This window comes from Nonlabens ulvanivorans (assembly GCF_032922765.1).
Lineage (GTDB): Bacteria > Bacteroidota > Bacteroidia > Flavobacteriales > Flavobacteriaceae > Nonlabens > Nonlabens ulvanivorans.
The window spans coordinates 2,273,194-2,293,464 of record NZ_CP136694.1 but is presented as its reverse complement, the minus strand read 5'-3'; the positions used below and the strand labels follow the sequence as shown (position 1 = coordinate 2,293,464).

Below are 20,271 nucleotides of genomic sequence, written 5' to 3'. Positions count from 1 at the left end.
AAGTTATTATTAAATTGAGTTAAGCTTTTGTTATTACGCTTTCGCGAAAGCGTAATAAATTCATCTCTATATTATCAAAGCAGCGGATTGAACATTATCTTTGATACATGAACGAACATTTAGATCCCACTGGAAGTCATTTCTCTCATGAAGAAAATGATGTTGAAAGAGCATTAAGACCTTTAAGTTTTGATGATTTTGCTGGTCAAGATCAGGTGCTCGAAAATCTCAAAATTTTTGTTGAAGCTGCAAATCAGCGTGATGATGCACTCGATCATGCTTTGTTTCATGGACCACCAGGATTGGGTAAAACAACGCTAGCCCATATTCTTGCAAATGAATTAGGTGTTGGTATTAAAGTGACTTCTGGACCTGTGTTGGATAAGCCTGGTGATCTTGCTGGATTACTTACTAATCTTGACGAGCGTGATGTGCTATTTATAGACGAGATACATCGATTAAGTCCGATTGTTGAAGAGTACTTATATAGTGCTATGGAGGATTATAAGATTGATATCATGATTGAGACTGGTCCTAATGCTAGGACAGTTCAAATAAATCTTGCACCTTTCACTTTAATAGGTGCGACTACAAGATCCGGTTTACTTACAGCACCCATGCGTGCCCGTTTTGGGATTCAATCTAGATTACAATATTATTCAACAGAATTACTTTCTACTATTGTCACTCGTAGTGCAGAAATTTTAAAAGTGCCTATTGATGAAGATGCTGCAATAGAAATTGCTGGTCGTAGTCGTGGGACGCCTCGTATCGCTAATGCATTGCTGCGTAGAGTGCGTGATTTTGCACAAATTAAGGGTAATGGTAGTATTGATCTTAAAATCGCTAAATATTCATTAAAAGCCTTAAATGTGGATGCAAATGGTCTTGATGAGATGGATAATAAAATCTTACTAACCATTATCGATAAGTTCAAAGGTGGACCGGTAGGGCTAACAACTATTGCAACTGCTGTGTCTGAAAGTGCAGAAACTATAGAAGAAGTGTACGAGCCATTTTTAATTCAACAAGGCTTTATTATGCGCACACCTCGTGGGCGTGAGGTGACTGAGCTAGCTTATAAACATTTAGGTAAGATTAAAGGAAATGAATTAGGAGGCTTATTTGACAATCAATGAAAGAAATAGCTCAGGTTCCAGCACTTACTTTTTTAGCTAAATCCAGACAGATTTACAAAGATCCATTACCATTCCACAGAGAGAATTTTGAGAAGTATGGGAATACCTTTAAGATAAGTCCTAAGCCGGGACTTATGATTCACTTTACCTGTGATGAGAAAATCACACAGCACATTCTCCAAAAGAATCAAAAGAATTATCATAAATCATCTTTACAGACAGAGGATTTAGGAAAGTATATAGGTCAAGGGTTATTGACGGAAAATGGTGAAAAGTGGAGAGCAAACAGAAAATTGATCCAGCCAGCATTTTATAAAAAGTCTATTAATAACTTTATGGCTACTATGGATGTGGTAGTTAAAGAAGAGCTCGATCGCATTCAACTAGATGAGATTACAGATGTTTATGCCATTTTTAATGATCTTGCTTTTAAGGTTGTGGCAAGAAGTTTATTTGATTTTGCTGACATAGAGAACTTAGAACAAAAGATTTCTAGACTTCAAGAAATTACAGAGCAAGCTCAAAAGATGTTGATTAAAGAACTGCGTATCCCATGGATGAAGTGGTACTTTGATAGAGAGTGGCTATCTGGAACAAATAGTGTTCCTCATGCATTGGCAATGGTCGATGAAGCGAGAGATATACTGCGTATTATTATAAATAACCGTCGTGATAGTAAAAATGAACCTGGTGATTTACTGGATATGTTACTTCATAGTACTTATGAGGATGGAAGTCACATGGATGATGATCAACTAGTAGATGAGATTCTAGTATTATTTATTGCTGGACATGAAACCACGGCAAACGCTTTAAGCTTTGCAGCGCAATTACTAGCAAATCATCCAGAAACAATAGAAAAGGCTAGAGAAGATGTTTCAAAAGCCAATCTTGACGAAACACTAATGAACCAATTGATGGCCATGCCATATCTCAAGCAATGCGTGGAAGAAACGCTAAGATTGTATCCACCAGCTTATGTAACGGATCGTGTAGCGCTAGAGGTAGATGAATGTGAGGATATTGCAATAGAAAAAGAAAGTATTTGGTTGGTTTCTTTTTATGAAATGCATCGACGTAAAGACTTATGGGGAAATCCAGAAGCTTTTGATCCAAGTAGATTTGAACCAGAAAAGGCAAAAAAGTATAGAGATTTCTATTTTCCGTTTGGTGCAGGACCACGCATGTGTGTCGGGAACAACTTTGCCATGATGGAAATGATGTTAGTAATTAGAAGAATGGTAGAGCGTTTTGAGATTACAACCGTTCAAGATCATATCGATTACCATCCATTAATTACCTTGAAGCCTAAGAATGCAAATTTGGTTTTTAGTGAAAAAGTTTTTAGCTCTTAATATATTACTGGCTTTAACTTGAGCACAATTCACACAATTTTCACGACTACAAAAATACCATGTGAACATTATAGTCTATTTTTGTTTTTGGACTAAAAATAACCCAGTTATTTATGAGTAAAGATAGCAAGAGACGTGAAGCACTTGTGTACCACGCAAAGCCTACACCAGGTAAAATAAAAGTAGTTCCTACTAAGAAGTATAGTAGCCAAAGGGATCTCTCACTGGCCTACAGTCCAGGCGTAGCAGAGCCATGTCTTGAAATAGCAAAGGATAAAGCAAATGTTTATAAATACACTACAAAAGGGAACCTAGTAGCTGTTATAACTAATGGTACGGCAGTTCTAGGTCTAGGAGATATAGGTCCAGAGGCTTCTAAACCAGTTATGGAAGGTAAAGGTCTTCTTTTTAAGATTTTTGCAGACATAGACTGTTTTGACATTGAGATCGATACTAAAAATGTTGAAGAGTTTATTCAAACGGTAAAAAACATTGCGCCTACTTTCGGAGGTATTAATCTGGAAGACATTAAAGCGCCAGAGGCTTTTGAAATCGAAAAGAGATTAAAAGAGGAACTGGATATTCCAGTAATGCACGATGATCAACATGGTACAGCTATTATATCTAGTGCTGCATTATTGAATGCTCTAGAGATTGCTAACAAGAAAATTGAAGATGTAAAAATTGTTATTAGTGGTGCTGGTAGTGCCGCAATCTCTTGTACAAATCTGTATGCAAAACTAGGTGCTCGTAAAGAGAATATCCTCATGTTTGATGTAGATGGGTTGATTACAACCTCTCGAACAGATTTAGGTCCTGAACAAATGGAGTTTGCTAGAGATATGGATCCCATTACGTTAGTAGATGCATTTAAAGGAGCAGATGTTTTTCTAGGATTATCTGTAGGTAATATTGTGTCGCCAGCCATGTTGCTGGATATGAATGAAAATCCTATCGTGTTTGCAATGGCAAATCCGAATCCAGAGATTGAATATGATACAGCGATAGCTACTCGCGAAGATTTAATAATGGCAACAGGTCGTAGCGATCATCCTAATCAAGTAAATAACGTTTTAGGTTTTCCATTTATTTTCAGAGGTGCATTAGATGTACGCGCTTCTAAGATTAATGAAGAGATGAAGTTAGCTGCTTGTCATGCCATTGCACAGCTAGCAAAAGAACCAGTACCAGAGCAAGTTAACATTGCTTATGGTGAGACAAAGCTCAACTTTGGTAGAGAATATATAATTCCTAAGCCTTTTGATCCACGATTGATTTCTACTATTCCACCAGCGGTGGCGAGAGCGGCTATGGAAAGTGGTGTAGCTATGGAGCCTATACAAGACTGGGATAAGTATGAAGATCAGTTATTATCGAGAATGGGATCAGATAATAAGCTTATCCGTTTAATATTAAACCGTGCGCGTACTAATCCTAAGCGTATCGTTTTTGCTGAGGCTGACAATCTAGATGTTGTAAAAGCAGCGCAAATAGTACATGAGGACGGAATAGCAATTCCGATATTACTAGGTAGACGTGATGTGATTGAAGAGTTAATGACAGAAATCGATTGGGATGATAATATTCTGATTATAGATCCTAAATCTGATGAAGAAAAGCCACGTAAAGATCGCTATGCAAATGAATTATGGCAAATGCGCTCTCGCAAAGGTGTCACAGAATTTGATGCTGGAAAGTTGATGAGACAGCGCAACTATTTTGCCGCGATGATGGTAAAATTAGGTGATGCAGATGCTGTAATTACTGGTGTTGCACAATCGTTTCCTATATCTGTAAAACCTATGATGGAAATTATAGGAAAATCTCCTGGTGTTCAAAAAGTTGCTACAACTAACTTGATGGTTACAGAACGTGGACCTATGTTTATCTCAGACACTTCTATTAATATCAATCCAGATGCTACAGAGCTTGCAAAAATTGCTCAAATGACAGCTCGTACAGCGCGTATGTTTGGAATAGATCCTGCGGTAGCTATGATAAGCTATGCAAACTTTGGTTCTTCAGATCATCCTCATGCTCGTAAAGTGACTGAAGCGGTAAATTATCTTCATAGATATTATCCAGATATAACCGTGGATGGAGAGATTCAGGCAGATTTTGCTTTGAATCCAGAGCTGCTTAAAAAGAAGTTTCCGTTTTCTAAGCTGGCTGGTAAAAAAATAAATACACTTGTTTTCCCTAATCTAGAAAGTGCAAACTCGACTTATAAGTTGATTAAAGAGCTTTATAATACAGACTCGATAGGTCCTATAATGATGGGAATGCAAAAGCCAGTTCATATCTTACAGCTTAATGCAAGTGTTGATGAAATTGTGAATATGGCAGCAGTAGCTGTGATTGATGCACAGCAAAAGGAAAAGCACGAACAAAAGAGAGAACAAATCACTAGAAATAGCACAAATCAAGGTGTGTTTTAGTACCCTTAATTTTATTACATTTGATGCTTTAACTTAAAATTAAGGAATGATAGCGCAGTTGCAAGGAAAGCTGGTGGAAAAAAATCTTACAGATGTAGTCATAGACTGCGGTGGTGTAGGATACTTTGTTGAGATATCGCTGCATACATATTCGTTAATTCCAGATGGTGAATTAATTAAATTATTCACTTTTATGCAAGTGAGAGAAGATTCTCAACGTCTTTTTGGCTTTATGGAAAAGTCAGAGCGTGAGGTTTTCAAGCTTTTACTTTCGGTATCTGGTATAGGTGCAAGTACAGCACGTACAATGCTTTCTAGTCTAGAACCGCGACAGATTGCGCAAGCCATCGCTTCTGGTGATGTGCGTACTATACAGAGTGTTAAGGGAATAGGGGCAAAAGGAGCACAGCGTGTCATACTAGATTTAAAAGATAAAATATTACAAGTATTAGAAGGAGAAGATATTTCTCTTCATTCGAGCAATACTGGACGCGATGAAGCGTTATCTGCACTAGAAACGCTAGGTTATTTACGTAAGCAAGCGCAAAAAGTGGTGGATAAAATATTGGCTAGCGAGCCAGACGCCACAGTAGAAAAATTAATAAAAGGCGCTTTAAAACAGCTGTAAGATTTGAAATATAGTTCTCTTCAACTTTTCAATAAGTATGTAGCATTCATTGGATGTTTTTTGATATTCGCTTTCGCGAAAGCGCAACAAACACCATCTACGACCGCACAAGACAGTACTAAGACTGGTGTGATTATAGGAGATATTGATTTGCCAGATCCGCCTAGCATTGTTACTCTTTACACTTATGATCCGGACTTAGATCGATATATCTATAAGAGTGAATTCAATGGTTTTCAAATAGGATACCCTTTCATGTTAACGCGTGATCAATATCTAGATCGTGTGATGAAAGAACGCATGACCCAGTATTTTAAAGATAAAGCGGCTGCTATTGCTGGTAAAACAGAAGCAGATAAAGAAAAGCAAAAGAACCTATTACCTAATTTTTACGTCGATTCAGACTTGTTTGAAAGTATTTTTGGTGGTACTGAGATATCGGTAGTACCGCAAGGATCTGTAGAAGTTGACTTAGGGATGTTGTTTAATAAATCAGACAATCCTAGTTTTTCACCACGTAATAGATCCAATGCTACTTTTGATTTTAATCAACGTATCAATCTTAGTTTAGTTGGGAAAGTAGGGACGCGTTTAAATGTGAACGCTAACTATGATACACAAAGCACTTTTAACTTTCAAAATCAGATCAAGCTAGATTATACACCTACAGAAGACGACATATTACAAAGTATTGAAGTCGGTAATATTAGTATGCCTTTAAACTCCACATTAATACGTGGTGCTCAGAGTCTGTTCGGTGTTAAGGCTGAATTGCAGTTTGGTAAAACCAGGATAACAGGTGTGTTTTCAGAACAGCAATCAGAATCTAGAACAGTGCAAGCCGCAGGTGGTGCGTCTGTTAATGATTTTGACTTTTTCTCATTAGATTATGATGAGAATAGACATTATTTCCTGTCCCATTACTTTCGTGATAACTATGATGAAACGTTAGCTAATTACCCTTTCATCAATACAAATATTCAAATCACTAGAGCCGAAGTTTGGATTACAAACCGTGGTAATCGAACACAAGATGTTAGAAATCTAGTAGCTATTCAGGATATAGGTGAATCTGATCCTGCTAATATTGGATTGGGTACTATACCTGGTGGTTTTATAAATGCAGCGGCTGGTAGTTTTCCGTCAAACGAAAATAATGACTTCAATCCTCGAGGAATAAATGGAGCAGCGCAGTCCATTTTAACAGATGCGATTAGAGATATCTCGACAGTACAATCTGGTTTTGGCGGTGCTCAAGTTAATGAGGGATTTGATTATGTAACTCTAGAGAATGCAAGAAAGCTTACAGAAAATGAATATACCTTAAATACCCAACTAGGTTATATATCTTTAAGACAACGATTAAATAATGATGAAGTTCTGGCAGTGGCATTTCAATATACTGCTGGAGGAAAGGTTTATCAAGTAGGTGAGTTTGCAAATGATGGTGTGGTAGCAACGGATGTTATAGACTCTACTGACCCGACTCAAATTGCAGTGAATAATCAGAACCTAGTTGTTAAATTATTGAAGAGTAATTTAACGAATGTCAGTGAGCCTATTTGGGATTTAATGATGAAGAACATCTATAATTTGGGCGGTTCTCAATTGTCTCAAGAAGATTTCAGAATGAATATCTTTTATCAGTTCCCACCAGAGTTGAATTATATAACACCTGCAGCGCCTACACTTGCAAATCCAGTTGCAGAACCGTTGCCAGTAGATGTTGATCAAACGACTTTAATTAAGGTATTTAATTTAGACCGATTGAATCAGCAAGGTGATCCGCAACCAGATGGTGATGGTTTCTTTGATTTTATACCAGGACTGACTATTGATCAAGAAAATGGGCGTATTATTTTTACAACGGTAGAACCATTTGGTAATTACCTGTTTAATAAGTTGGATAATACTCCAGGAACAGGATTAGAAGATTATGATCAACCTACTTCATATAATGCAAACCAAGCAAAGTATGTTTATCGTGACATGTACGTCACCACAAAAGCGCAAGCACTGCAAACTGCAGATAAGAATAAGTATTTAATTAAAGGACAATATAAAGCAACTGGTAGAGAAGGAATCCCTATCGGTGCTTTTAATGTGCCTCGAGGTTCTGTAACGGTAACCGCTGGTGGTAGAACATTACAAGAAGGAATCGATTACTCTGTCGATTATCAAGGTGGTCGTGTGATTATACTAGATCAAGCGTTGTTGAATTCAAACACACCAATACAAGTTTCTACAGAAAATAATTCTGTATTTAATCAGCAAACCAAACGATTTACCGGTATCAACGTAGAGCATAGGTTTAGTGAAGACTTTATTCTAGGTGGAACTTTTTTAAATTTAAAAGAGCGACCTATAACTCAAAAATCTACTTATGGATTTGAACCTATTAATAATACCATTGTAGGCGCTAATTTTATATACAACACTCAAGTGCCGTTCTTAACTAGAATGGTTAACAAATTACCTAATATCGATACTGATGTGGAGTCCAGTATATCTCTACGAGGTGAATTAGCTTATCTTTTTCCGGGATCACCAGCAGGTGATGATTTTGAAGGACAAGCATCAGCCTATGTAGATGATTTTGAAGGTTCTCAAACTTCAATAGATATTTTATCGCCTTTTGCATGGTCATTAGCCAGTGTTCCTCAAGCGTTTGAAGGGTCAGGTTCTACATCAAATGCGCTAGCTTATAATTTTTCTAGAGCACAATTGTCATGGTATACAATTGACCCTATATTTTATGGAACACAACGACCAGCAGATATTACAGATGATGATATCTCTGACCCTAGAACACGTCGTGTTTTTATAGAAGAACTATTTCCTAATGTTGATTTACAGCAAGGGCAACAGCAAGTTATAAATACACTAGATTTAAATTATCTTCCGTCTCAACGTGGTCCTTATAACTATAATCCTGCAGCGGCAGGAAGTAATATTTTACCTAATCCAGAAGACAACTGGGCAGGTATTATGAGACAATTCTCTAGTACGGATTTTGAACAGACTAACGTTGAGTATATTCAATTTTGGGTGATGGATCCTTTTGTTTATGATCCTACAAACGCTGGAGGAACTATATCGATTAACCTAGGTAGTATAAGTGAGGATATTCTAAAGGATAATCGCAAGCAATATGAAAATGGTTTGCCTGATGACGGTAGCACCACACTTACAAATGCAACAGATTATGGTAAGGTGCCAGTGAATCAATCCTTAGTTTATGCTTTTGATACTGATGGAGCGCAACGAACTAATCAAGATATAGGTCTTGATGGATTAAATGATATTGAAGAGAATACACAATTTGGAGCATTTGGACCTGATGATCCTGCTCGTGATAATTATGAGTACTTTCTAGCAACAAGTGGAGATATCGTCACACGATATAGAAGATATAATAATACACAAGGTAACTCGCCTACAGAAGTAACCCAAGACGATCGTGGAGCAACGACATTACCAGATGTAGAGGATATTAACAGAGATAACACTATGAATACTATAGATAGTTATTTTGAATATGATATACCGGTTGACCCAACTAGAATGACTGTTGCTACTAATGAGTATATATTCGATACCAAAGAGGTTCAGACTACTTTACCTAATGGAAATACTATAGATACACGTTGGGTTCAATTTAGAGTTCCTTTAAGTGATCCTAACCGAGAAGTTATAGGTGGTATTAATGATTTCAGAGCTATACGTTTTATGAGAATGTACTTAACTGATTTTAATCAAGAAACCTTACTACGTTTTGGTTCCATGGATTTAGTACGTGGTGATTATCGTCGTTATACTGCAACATTAGAAGAGGATCTAGATGATCCTAGTGATGACGGAACTGTGTTTGAAGTCGAAGGAGTTAATATCGAAAATAATGAATCACGTCAACCGATTCCATATAGACTGCCACCTGGAGTTGAGCGTGAAGAATTAAGAACTCAAAATCAAAATATCAGACAAAACGAGCAATCTCTTGCCTTAAGAGTTTGTGGTTTAGAATCAGAGGATGGACGTTCTGTATTCAAGAATATAAGAATCGATATGCGACAGTATGAAAACTTGCGCATGTTTGTCCATGCAGAATCATTAGTAAACGAGGTAGCTATAGGTGACGATGAATTAGAGGCGTTTATTAGAATAGGTATTGATTATACAGATAACTATTATGAAATAAGGTTGCCGTTAAAACCTACTGCCTTTGGCACTACTGTAAGAGAAGAGATTTGGCCAGAAGCAAATGAGTTTAATATTGACCTTTCTTTGCTTCAAGAGATTAAAGCACGTGTTTTAAGTAACCCTTCATTAAATATTTCTGAAGTAAACTTCTTTGATGAGTCGACTCTTACTGACGCAACTGCAGCAAACCTTAATCAACATAAATACGGTATAAAAGGGAATCCTAACTTTGGGGATGTAAGAGCAATGATGATCGGTGTACGCAATGCTAGTACAAATGATATTTGTGGTGAAGTCTGGTTTAATGAAATGCGTTTATCAGGTTTAAAGAACCAAGGTGGATATGCAGCAGTGATGAACATGGATGCAAATATTGCAGATTTTGCAAGCGTAAGTGCTACAGGTAGGAGAAGTACTATCGGCTTTGGAGCTATTGAACAAGGTCCTAATGAGAGAGATCGAGAAAATGTAACTCAATATGATGTCACTACTAATCTTAATTTAGGTCAGTTACTTCCAGAAAAATGGGGTGTTAAATTGCCATTCTCTTATAGTATAGGAGAAGAAACTATAACGCCACAATTTGATCCACAATTTGAAGATATCGAATTGGAGACAAGGCTAGATAACGCTAATAGTGATGCAGAGCGCGATATCATTAGGGAACAATCTGAAGATTATACCATGCGTCAAAGTGTAAACCTTATAGGTGTCCGTAAAGAACGCACTGGAGATTCAAAGCCTATGCCTTATGATATCGAGAATTTCACCTTTTCAGGTTCTTATAACCAGACAGATCAACGCAATTTTGAAATTGAGAAATTTCAGGATCAATCCGTTAATGTAGGAACAACATATAATTATGCGTTTCCTAAAGCAGAAGTAGAGCCGTTTAAAAAGTTAGTAGGCGATAATAGTTATTTAAAATTCTTGAAAGATTTTAATGTAAATCTATTACCTAATAGTTTTGCTGCCAGCGGTAATATTTTAAGACAATACAATACACAGAAGTTTAGAGACCTTCAACTGGATACCAACCCAGTAGATACTGATGGTGATGGGATTCCTGATGCTCAAAATATTACTATAGATCCATTGTCTAATCGCAATTATACCATGAATCATCAATATGCCATCAATTGGGATATTACAAAATCTTTACAATTCAATTTATCTGCAAATAATGATCGCGTTATACGCAGTTACATTAATGATGATGATTCGATCGATGAAAGTTATGGGATATGGACAGACTTTTTAGATGAAGGTATTCCTAACTCACACTCACAGCAACTTCAAGCAACCTATAAATTGCCACTAGATAAGTTTCCGTTTCTCGCTTTCGCGAAAGCGAGCTACACTTACACCGCAGACTTCAACTGGCAACGTAACTCACAACAATTTGCGCAGCTAGATGGGATTCCTGATTTAGGAAACACAGTTCAAAATGCAAACACACACCGTATAAACACAACGCTAGATTTAGATAAATTATACAAATATGTAGGGCTTGAAAAAGTCAAATTTGGTCCTGTTGCTAATAGGGCTCGTAGCCGTAATAATACAAGGTCTAGAAACGCAAGACCATCAACGCCAGGTGCAGCAAATGCACAGGATGAAAAAGATAAAACGCCGAAGAAAAATTTTGGTAATAAGGCTTACAACACATTAATCGGTATTGCTACCTCTGTAAAAAGAGCGCAAATTAACTACCAAGAAAACAATGGTATATTTTTACCAGGTTACACACCAGCTATTGGATTTATAGGTACTTTAAAGCCAACAACTGGATTTACATTTGGGTCTCAAGCAGAGATTAGAGATATTGCTGCTAGAAAAGGATGGTTAACTTTATTTCAAGATTTTAATCAACAATACAGCGAGGTTGAAAGCCGTCAATTAGATATTAATGTCAACGTTGATTTATTGAAAGATTTAAAAATTGATTTGGTTGGAAATAGAGCGTATCAAGAAACCTATACTGAGAATTATCGTGTAGATCCAGAGAACTTAACTTATCAATCATTGACACCTAACACTTTTGGTAATTATAGTATTACTACAAACATGATAGGTACTGCCTTTAATAAAAGCACCATTAGTGAATCTAAGAATTTCGATAATTTTAGAAATAATAGACTTGTTATCGCTGAGCGTCTAGCAGAACAGTTTTATGGTAATACAACATATTCTCGTGACGAAGATGGTTATCCAGAAGGTTTTAGCAGGAATAGTCAAGATGTGTTATTGCCGGCTTTCCTAGCTGCATATGAAGGTCGAGATGCAAAAGATCAAAAGACGAGTGCTTTTAAGGATATTCCTTTACCTAATTGGACGCTTAAATACACAGGATTGATGAACCTTAAATGGTTTAGAAAAAGATTCCGTAGATTCTCCATAAATCATGGATATAGGTCTAGTTATACAATCAATCAATTTCAAACAAATCTAGATTACTCTCCTGGTAATAGGAATTTAACCTATAGTGATCAAAGTCCTGATGCTTTAAACCAGACAGGAGATTTTAAGTCGCGTAATCTCTTTTTCAATATCAACTTATCAGAGCAGTTCAGTCCGTTAATTAAGTTGGACTTTGAGATGAAAAACTCTGTGTCGATTGCAGCAGAGGTAAGAAAAGATAGAGTCGTTTCTTTAAGTTTTGATAATAATTTATTGACTGAAATAAATGGTAACGAATTTATTCTAGGGTTAGGTTATCGTATCAAGGATCTCAAGTTTAAAACTAATGTCGGTGGACGCAGTCAGATCATTAAAAGTGATCTAAACATGCGACTAGATGGCTCCGTAAGGGATAATGTAACTATCATTAGATATTTAGATCTAGGAACCGAAGAAAATTTACAAAATGGAATTTTCACAGATGCTAGTCAGGCTACCGCTGGTCAGACCATATATGGTCTTAAATTTACTGCAGATTATAATTTGAGTCAGGCATTTACAGCCATATTCTATTATGATCATACATTCTCAGAATTTGCGATATCTACTGCTTTTCCACAAACTACAATAAGAAGCGGTATTACATTGAGATATACCTTTGGTAATTAGTAAAAAATCATTGCCTATATCTTTGAGAGATATCTTAAATTTACCACCATTAAAATAAAATTATGAATATCCCAGCAGAATTAAAATATACTAAAGATCACGAGTGGATTCGTATTGAAGGTGATACTGCCACTGTAGGTATTACTGACTTTGCACAAAGTGAATTAGGTGACATCGTTTATGTAGAGGTGGAAACCGTAGATGAAACGCTAGATGTAGAAGAAGTTTTTGGAACAGTAGAAGCTGTGAAAACAGTTTCTGATCTATTTCTACCATTATCTGGTGAGATCACAGATTTCAACGAGAAGTTAGAAGATGAGCCAGAACTAGTGAATTCTGATCCTTATGGAGATGGATGGATGATTAAAATGTCATTCTCTGATGCCTCTCAGTTAGACGCGCTTTTATCTGCAGAAGCTTATAAAGAATTAATAGGTGGCTAAATTATTCTACTGGATAGCGCCAGTTTATACTGGATTGATTATTTATTTTTCAATTAGTGATAGTCCAGCGCCTTCAGTAAATATAAATAACATAGATAAATTATACCATGGTGGTGCTTATTTTATAATGGCATTATTATGGTATTTTTTCTTTTACAGCAGATTCTTAACACAACAATCTCGTTTTAAATTTACATGGAAGGATATGGTCACTGCATGGTCTAGGACTATTGCAATAGCGGCTGCTGTTTTTTCATTTTTAATAGGAGTTATCGTTGAGTTTGCACAAGAGTATATTGCTGTTAATCGAACTATGGATTTTATAGATGCAGTGGCAAATACTATTGGCATTATTCTTGCAATTACATTGATATGGTTATTATCTAAAAGATTTAACACATATTCATGAAGAAACCTGTTCACATGTTTAGGTTTTTTATTTATTTTTAGCCTTCAAATTTTATCCTACTATGGAAATTAAGAAATCAGAATCATCAGATTTACGTACTAACATTAAATTGTACGTGTTAATGGGACTTGCCTTTATGTTATTATTATCATGGCAAGGTCTTGAATATGAAACAAAAGAAGTAACAGAAATTGAAGAGTATGTAGAGCCAGAAGCTTTTGTTGAAGAAGAAGAAGTGCCTATTACTATGATGTTGAATACACCACCGCCACCACCGCCACCGCCACCAGCACCTGAAGTTCTTCAAGTAGTTGAAGACGAAGTGGAAATCGAAGAGGTTATCATTGAAAATACTGAAACGACCGAAGAAGAAGAGATCGTTGAGGTTGAAGAGGTAGCTGAAGAAGTAGGTGTTGTTGAAGAAATCGCTGAAGTTCCATTTGCTATCATTGAATCGGTACCAGTTTATCCTGGATGTGAGAAGATGAAAACTAATGAAGATCGTAAAAAATGTATGAACGAGAAAATCAAAAGATTTGTGGATAACAAATTTGATACTGGTCTTGCAAATGAATTGGGTCTAGAAGGTCGTCAAAAAATTACTGTACAATTTAAAATTGATTCAAAAGGTAATGTGGTAGGAGTTCAATCTCGTGCGCCTCACCCTAGATTGAAACAAGAAGCGGCAGATGTAATTAACAGTCTTCCTAAAATGACCCCAGGAATGCAGCGTGGTAAGGCAGTAACTGTAGTTTATGCATTACCTATTATTTTCCAAGTACAGGATTAAAGAAAAACATTTTATCATATTAAAAGGCCGAGCATTTAATGTTCGGCTTTTTTTATGGTATGTTTCTTGAAGTGTTTTCATAATAACATAAAACCATTAATTATGAAAACTAATTTATTTAAAGAAGGTGCTGCAACACCTTCTAAGAAAGATCGTTTTGACAAAAAGAAAGTCAACGTTAAAGTTAATCCAGTTATTAACTTTCAAATAGGTCTGATAGCAGCCTTGTTGTTAGCTTTTGTGGTGATCGAACTCACTACTCAAACTGTAGAACCTGAAAGAGTCGTAGTTTCTAATACAGATATCGCAGATCCAGACTGGACTAATCCTACGTTTAGAATCGTACCTAACAAACCAAAGCCAGAGGTAGTTATAAAACCCAATAAAGAATTACCACCAGTAGTCGTTCCAGATGACACACCTGATCCGGACCCAATTCCAGAAGAAAAACCTATTGAGCCTGTTGATACACCATCAGATAATACACCAGTTGACGACTCACCTATAGAGAGTGCACCAGTAAAAACAAAAAAGCCGGCTCCTAAAACTTCAATTACTACGACTATGGATGGTGTCGATTCAATGCCCCTATATCCTGGCTGTGAATCATTAGATGATAATGTAGATCGTCGCAAGTGTTTTAATGATAAGATGCAACGGTTTGTACAACGTAAATTTAATAAAGGTCTTGCCGATGAATTAGATTTAGATGATGGTGAAATCGTTAAGATTGACATTTTATTTACCATTAATGAGAAAGGTCTACCTATAGATGTACAAGTTAAAGCGCCACATGCTATTCTTGAAAAAGAGGCGTATCGACTCATAGGTAAATTGCCTAAAATTACACCTGGTAAAATAAATGGAGATCCGGTGAGTGTTTATTTTCATTTACCAATAAGATTTAAAATGAATAGATAATAACAGTTTTTTATTTATAAAAAAGTCACAGCTTGCTGTGACTTTTTCTATTTATATACTCCTATAAAACAAGTATCTTAGCCGCTTAATGCAGTGATTACAATGAAGAATCTATTTCTGATTATCAGTTTATTTAGTTTAGGAATCTTGACAGCTCAAAATCCAGTGGAAAAATTCCCATATTTTGAAGAGTGTAAAGATTTGCCTGTTAATGAATTAGAGGATTGTTTTTACAAAAACTTATATTCTTCTTTATATGAAAATTATAAGCATCCTCAGCAACTTCCATTAAATGCTGGTGAGAAAGTGACATTACGATTTGAAGTGAATCGTGAAGGTAGATTTATTCCCATTCGTTTTGATGCAGTTTATGCGGAGCTTACTACTGCAGTGAGAAATTCTTTTGAAAAGCTGCCGGTAATTGCAGCGCCTACTTATAATGGTAACCCTACATACATGCAATTTGTATTAAGAGTGCCAGTTCCCATGACACCTGATGGTTCTTTTCAGGTATTTAATGGTAAAGAGCAAGAAAATAGTGTGGTCAAAAAAAGTTCAAACGCTTTAGATAGTATCGCTTTCGCGAAAGCGAATGAAGAATATCCACAAATTATTTCAAATCAATATAATGGTCAACAGCTTAAGTCTAATGGGTTAATAGCACTATCAAACCAGCGATATCATAGATATGAAGCAGCTATGAATAGAATAGGGAATAACGCTCATACAGCCGTTAAACCTTATACGTTTTCTTATGTGGATCAATACTTTGATCTTGAGGCAGAGAGAGCGTCATTAATGAAAGATGAATCTACGTGGCTAGGTAAAAAATGGTGGAATGAACACTTTTTTGAATTGGCTGGTGATGATTATTGGTTTGTAGTAGATCCAGGAGTTGACTTGCAAATAGGTAAGGATAGTGGTGATGATATTAATACTTTTAATAATACAAGACTGGTTAATGTTAGTGGTGGAATAGGTAAACAAATAACATTTGGCGCTAGTATTCAAGAAAGTCAAGGACGTTTTGCTGGCTATTTCAACAGAGAAATAGAAAGTCGTGCACCCGATGGTGGGAATCCGGGCATTGTGCCTGGACGTGGTATTGCAGAAGATGGTGGAGACACTATTTATGACTATCCAGTAGCTACTGGTTATATCAATTATAAACCTAGTAAGTACTTTGATCTTCAATTAGGTCATGGACAACATTTTATAGGTGATGGTTATAGATCTTTAGTTCTTAGTGATAATTCACAACCGTTTCCATATGCAAAAGTAAATGCTAAGTTTTGGAAGTTGGATTACACGGTTTTATACACATCTTTAAGAGATGTAAGATCTGAGGTAACTGCAGATGATTCTTTCCGTACAAAATTCATGGTGCATCATTATTTAAGTTGGAATGCTACAGAAAAGCTCAATATAGGGCTTTTTGAAAGCGTTTTGTGGCAAGATGATAATCAACGTGGCTTTGATTTCAATTACTTGAATCCTATTATATTTTATCAAGCCATTGAGCTGCAAACTGGCTCTCGTGGAGGAAATGCTTTAATAGGAGCCACAGCAAAGTATAAATTTACTGATAGAATTACAGGTTATGCACAGTTAGTATTGGATGAGTTTTCTGGAGCATCTGTAGTGAATGGTGATGGTAGTTATCAAAATAAAAGTGCATATCAGCTAGGTCTTAAATGGCAAAATGCATTTAAAGTAAAAGACCTAATGTTACAGGCAGAATATAACAGAGTACGTCCTTATACATACAGTCACAACACGGTAGTCCTTAACTATGCTAACAGTAATCAAGCACTAGCACATCCATGGGGCGCAAACTTTTATGAAACTACTTTCATAGGAAGGTATACTAAAGATAGGTGGTATGGTAATGCTCAGTTCACTTTAGGTGAAAGAGGACTAGACATTAATGATGGGATTGATAACGCTTTTTATGGTGGCGACATATACCGTAGTGAAGATGATCGTATTGCTGATAATGGTAACGAGTTAGGTCAAGGAAACAGAGTAACTTTTATGTATGCACAGTTAGAAGCTGGTTATTTAATTAATCCAGCGAGCCAATTGAGGATTTATGGTCAGATTATTTATAGAGATTTTGATCCTCATTTTGAAATTGGAAATGTACAAGAACAAAATACGACATGGTTAAATATAGGGCTGCGCACTGATATTATGAACTGGTCTTTTGATCGCTAGATGATTTTCTAGCCTCAAAGATTTTTAAAAATATAAATGTAGACATGTTACGAGCTCGGTTTTTAGCAAGTTGTGCAATTTCTCCATGGAAATAGTTGTCAATCGTGTCAAACCACAATTGCAGCCATATTCCAAAGTGTTCCATCTCAATAGAATGATTAACTGCAGTATCAACCTCTTGATGCTTTTCAATAGGATTGCCGTGATAGCTTTTTGCTCTTAATAAGCTAGTGTCCCAGAAATCAGTCAAGTGATTAAGATGTGCAGGCCAATCGTTGATTACACTATTAAAAATGGGGCCTAAATGCTCGTTTTTACGAACCTTTTTATAGAACTCGTTAACGAGTAAAGCGATTTGTTCTCTAGAGTTAAGAAGCGATGTAGAGGTCATGATACAATGGTCGATTAAAAAGGTGAATAAACACTTTCAAAAGTAACTTTAATAAAATGGTTTTGCTTTTTTTAAAGAGTCATTTATAAGAGCTATTTTTAAATAATAATTAAAAAATAAAAATATCATGGGTGGAATGATGGGTTACTATATAATCGGTGGAGCAGTTTTTTTACTGAGCATGTTTGTAAGTAACAAGCTTAAAAGTAAGTTTAAAAAATACTCTCAAATACATTTAAAAAACGGTATGAGTGGTGCAGAAATTGCTCAAAAAATGTTAGATGATAATGGTATTACTGATGTTAAGGTAATATCTGTAAAAGGTCAACTAACAGATCACTACAATCCTTCTAATAAAACCGTAAATTTAAGTGAAGTTGTATACTCTGAACGTAATGCAGCAGCAGCAGCAGTTGCGGCACATGAAGTAGGTCATGCTATACAACATGCAACAGCCTATAGCTGGATAGGGATGAGGTCTAAGCTGGTTCCTGTAGTAAGCATTGCGTCTAAATATTCGCAATATGTAATTATGGGTGGACTCGCACTAGCAGCGGCATCTGCCTTTGGTAGTACCGTACTCTTAATAGGTATTATTATGTATGCAGTAGGTACTTTATTTGCCTTTGTAACTTTACCAGTAGAGTATGATGCTAGTAATAGAGCACTAGCATGGTTAGAGAATGAAAACATGTTGACTCAAGAAGAGCATGCCGGTGCAAAAGATGCCCTTAAATGGGCTGCGCGCACCTATCTAGTAGCGGCAATAGGCTCATTAGCAACTTTACTATATTTCATATCAATCTTCCTAAGAAGACGATAAATAAAACAGAATTTTATTAAAAAAGGAGGATGATTTAAAACCATCCTCCTTTTTATTTAATGTCACTTATAAACTTAAGGGATTGTATCCCAGGTATTCTATTTCGCTTTCGCGAAAGCGTATTCCATAATCTTCCAGCTCTTTTAAAATAGGCTCGTAAATAGGCGCTGTAATAGGTATTTGTACTCCAGGTGAGGTGATCTCGCCATTTAAGATTTTAAGAGCGGCAATTGCAACAGGTAGACCAACTGTTTTTGCCATGGCAGTTTGCATATTGCCATCACCTAAACACACCATCGTACTGTCTATCTGCTTCTTTTCACCATTAATCTCATATCCAAATTTATGATACATAACAATCATATCTTTTTCTCCATCTTGAAGAGTCCATGAGTCTTCTAAGATTTTTTGTAAGATCTGTGCAGGTGTAGCTTCTTTTAATGCTACCATCTTAGTAGCATTAAATAAATCTAATTCTACTAATTTATCCCACATGATATCGTCTTGATCAATTTTTAGAACGTGACGCATTTTAAGTTCTGCAGAGTCTGTAGGTGAATATGGTAAAAAGCTATTCACAAAATCCCGGTAACTCATGTTTTCAGAATCTTCAATGGTGTAAGTATCGTCAGTCATTCCTAATTGTACGAACATATTCCAAGCCTTGCTAAAACCTACACGACGCATGGTGCCTCGATACAATGTGAGGATATCATCGAGTCCGTATACCGAACGGTATTTTAAACTATTACGATTAGCATAAGCTTCAAATCTACCATAGCCATCTACATCTAGAAATTCTGTTCTTCTAAATAACTTATGGTATGGTATGTATTTGTATTGACCTTCCTGAATGAATTTTGCCGCACCACCTTGACCTGCGGTAACAACATTACGAGGATTCCAAGTGAACTTATAATTCCACAAGTTATCGTCATTTTCAGGGGCAACCAATCCACCGGTAAAGGACTCAAATAATAAGATTTTACCACCTTGTGATCTTATTCTATCTAGTACTTGCATGGCACTCATGTGGTCGATACCAGGATCAACACCTATCTCGTTCATAAAGACAAGATTTTTTTCTATAGCACTTTCATTCAAGGCTTGCATTTCAGGACTTACATAACTGGCGGTAACCATTGATTTTCCATAAGCAATGCAATCTCTCGCCACTTCAATGTGAAACCTTGCAGGCAACATTGATATAACTATCGATGCTTTTTTTATATAAGATTTACGCTGGTCTTCATTAAAAATATCTAGTTGAACAGCTTCAACATTTTTATGATTTTGGCCTAGTAATTTTGCTTGATCTATATTTTTATCTGCTATCAAGAGCTTTAAATTCTCTTCTTCTGATTTTTTTAAAAGGTAATCGACTAGCACTCCAGTTGATTTACCTGCTCCTATAATCAGTATATCACGCATATCTGTTGTAATTTTGA

The 20,271-nt window shown here is 36.1% G+C and carries 13 protein-coding genes; 11 read left to right on the top strand and 2 right to left on the bottom strand.

Annotated elements, in window-relative coordinates; translation table 11 throughout:
* Positions 1-107 precede the first annotated feature (107 nt).
* The 10 genes from ruvB (at position 108) to R1T42_RS10340 (ending at position 17,609) form a co-directional block, all read left to right on the top strand.
* Positions 108-1,139, top strand: a complete 1,032-nt coding sequence (gene ruvB / locus R1T42_RS10385) for a Holliday junction branch migration DNA helicase RuvB (RefSeq protein ID WP_317290284.1) — start codon at positions 108-110, stop codon at positions 1,137-1,139.
* Positions 1,136-2,494 carry a cytochrome P450 gene (locus R1T42_RS10380; RefSeq protein ID WP_317290283.1) on the top strand — a complete coding sequence of 453 codons (1,359 nt, stop codon included), beginning with the start codon at positions 1,136-1,138 and terminating at the stop codon, positions 2,492-2,494. The genes ruvB and R1T42_RS10380 overlap by 4 nt, the downstream gene beginning before the upstream one ends.
* A gap of 113 nt (positions 2,495-2,607) precedes the next feature.
* Positions 2,608-4,932, top strand: coding sequence for an NADP-dependent malic enzyme (locus R1T42_RS10375; RefSeq protein WP_317290282.1), 2,325 nt, complete (start codon positions 2,608-2,610; stop codon positions 4,930-4,932).
* Positions 4,933-4,978: 46 nt separating this feature from the next.
* Positions 4,979-5,560, top strand: coding sequence for a Holliday junction branch migration protein RuvA (ruvA, locus tag R1T42_RS10370; protein WP_036583929.1), 582 nt, complete (start codon positions 4,979-4,981; stop codon positions 5,558-5,560).
* Positions 5,561-5,563: 3 nt separating this feature from the next.
* A complete protein-coding gene (sov, locus tag R1T42_RS10365; protein WP_317290281.1) occupies positions 5,564-12,829 on the top strand; it encodes a T9SS outer membrane translocon Sov/SprA in 7,266 nt (2,421 codons plus the stop codon).
* Between the two features lie 62 nt (positions 12,830-12,891).
* Positions 12,892-13,272: a glycine cleavage system protein GcvH gene (gene gcvH / locus R1T42_RS10360; RefSeq protein WP_036583934.1), complete on the top strand. Its 381-nt coding sequence runs from the start codon at positions 12,892-12,894 to the stop codon at positions 13,270-13,272.
* Positions 13,265-13,681: a VanZ family protein gene (locus R1T42_RS10355; RefSeq protein ID WP_317290280.1), complete on the top strand. Its 417-nt coding sequence runs from the start codon at positions 13,265-13,267 to the stop codon at positions 13,679-13,681. Before gcvH ends, R1T42_RS10355 begins: the two co-directional genes overlap by 8 nt.
* A 61-nt stretch (positions 13,682-13,742) precedes the next feature.
* Complete coding sequence (locus R1T42_RS10350; protein WP_036583938.1) at positions 13,743-14,471, top strand: energy transducer TonB; 729 nt, start codon at positions 13,743-13,745, stop codon at positions 14,469-14,471.
* Between the two features lie 102 nt (positions 14,472-14,573).
* A complete protein-coding gene (locus R1T42_RS10345; protein ID WP_317290279.1) occupies positions 14,574-15,392 on the top strand; it encodes an energy transducer TonB in 819 nt (272 codons plus the stop codon).
* A gap of 102 nt (positions 15,393-15,494) precedes the next feature.
* Positions 15,495-17,609 (top strand): hypothetical protein, encoded by a 2,115-nt coding sequence (locus R1T42_RS10340; RefSeq protein WP_317290278.1) that lies wholly within the window; start codon positions 15,495-15,497, stop codon positions 17,607-17,609.
* On the opposite strand, the gene R1T42_RS10335 is transcribed toward R1T42_RS10340, so the two are convergent.
* Positions 17,584-18,000, bottom strand: coding sequence for a group III truncated hemoglobin (locus tag R1T42_RS10335; protein WP_036583946.1), 417 nt, complete (start codon positions 17,998-18,000; stop codon positions 17,584-17,586). The two genes, R1T42_RS10340 and R1T42_RS10335, sit on opposite strands and share 26 nt — an antisense overlap.
* A gap of 136 nt (positions 18,001-18,136) precedes the next feature.
* Here R1T42_RS10335 and R1T42_RS10330 point away from each other — a divergent pair, with 136 nt between their 5' ends.
* A complete protein-coding gene (locus R1T42_RS10330) occupies positions 18,137-18,823 on the top strand; it encodes a zinc metallopeptidase (RefSeq protein WP_036585298.1) in 687 nt (228 codons plus the stop codon).
* 66 nt (positions 18,824-18,889) lie between these two features.
* On the opposite strand, the gene R1T42_RS10325 is transcribed toward R1T42_RS10330, so the two are convergent.
* Positions 18,890-20,254, bottom strand: coding sequence for a saccharopine dehydrogenase family protein (locus R1T42_RS10325; RefSeq protein ID WP_317290277.1), 1,365 nt, complete (start codon positions 20,252-20,254; stop codon positions 18,890-18,892).
* Positions 20,255-20,271 lie beyond the last annotated feature (17 nt).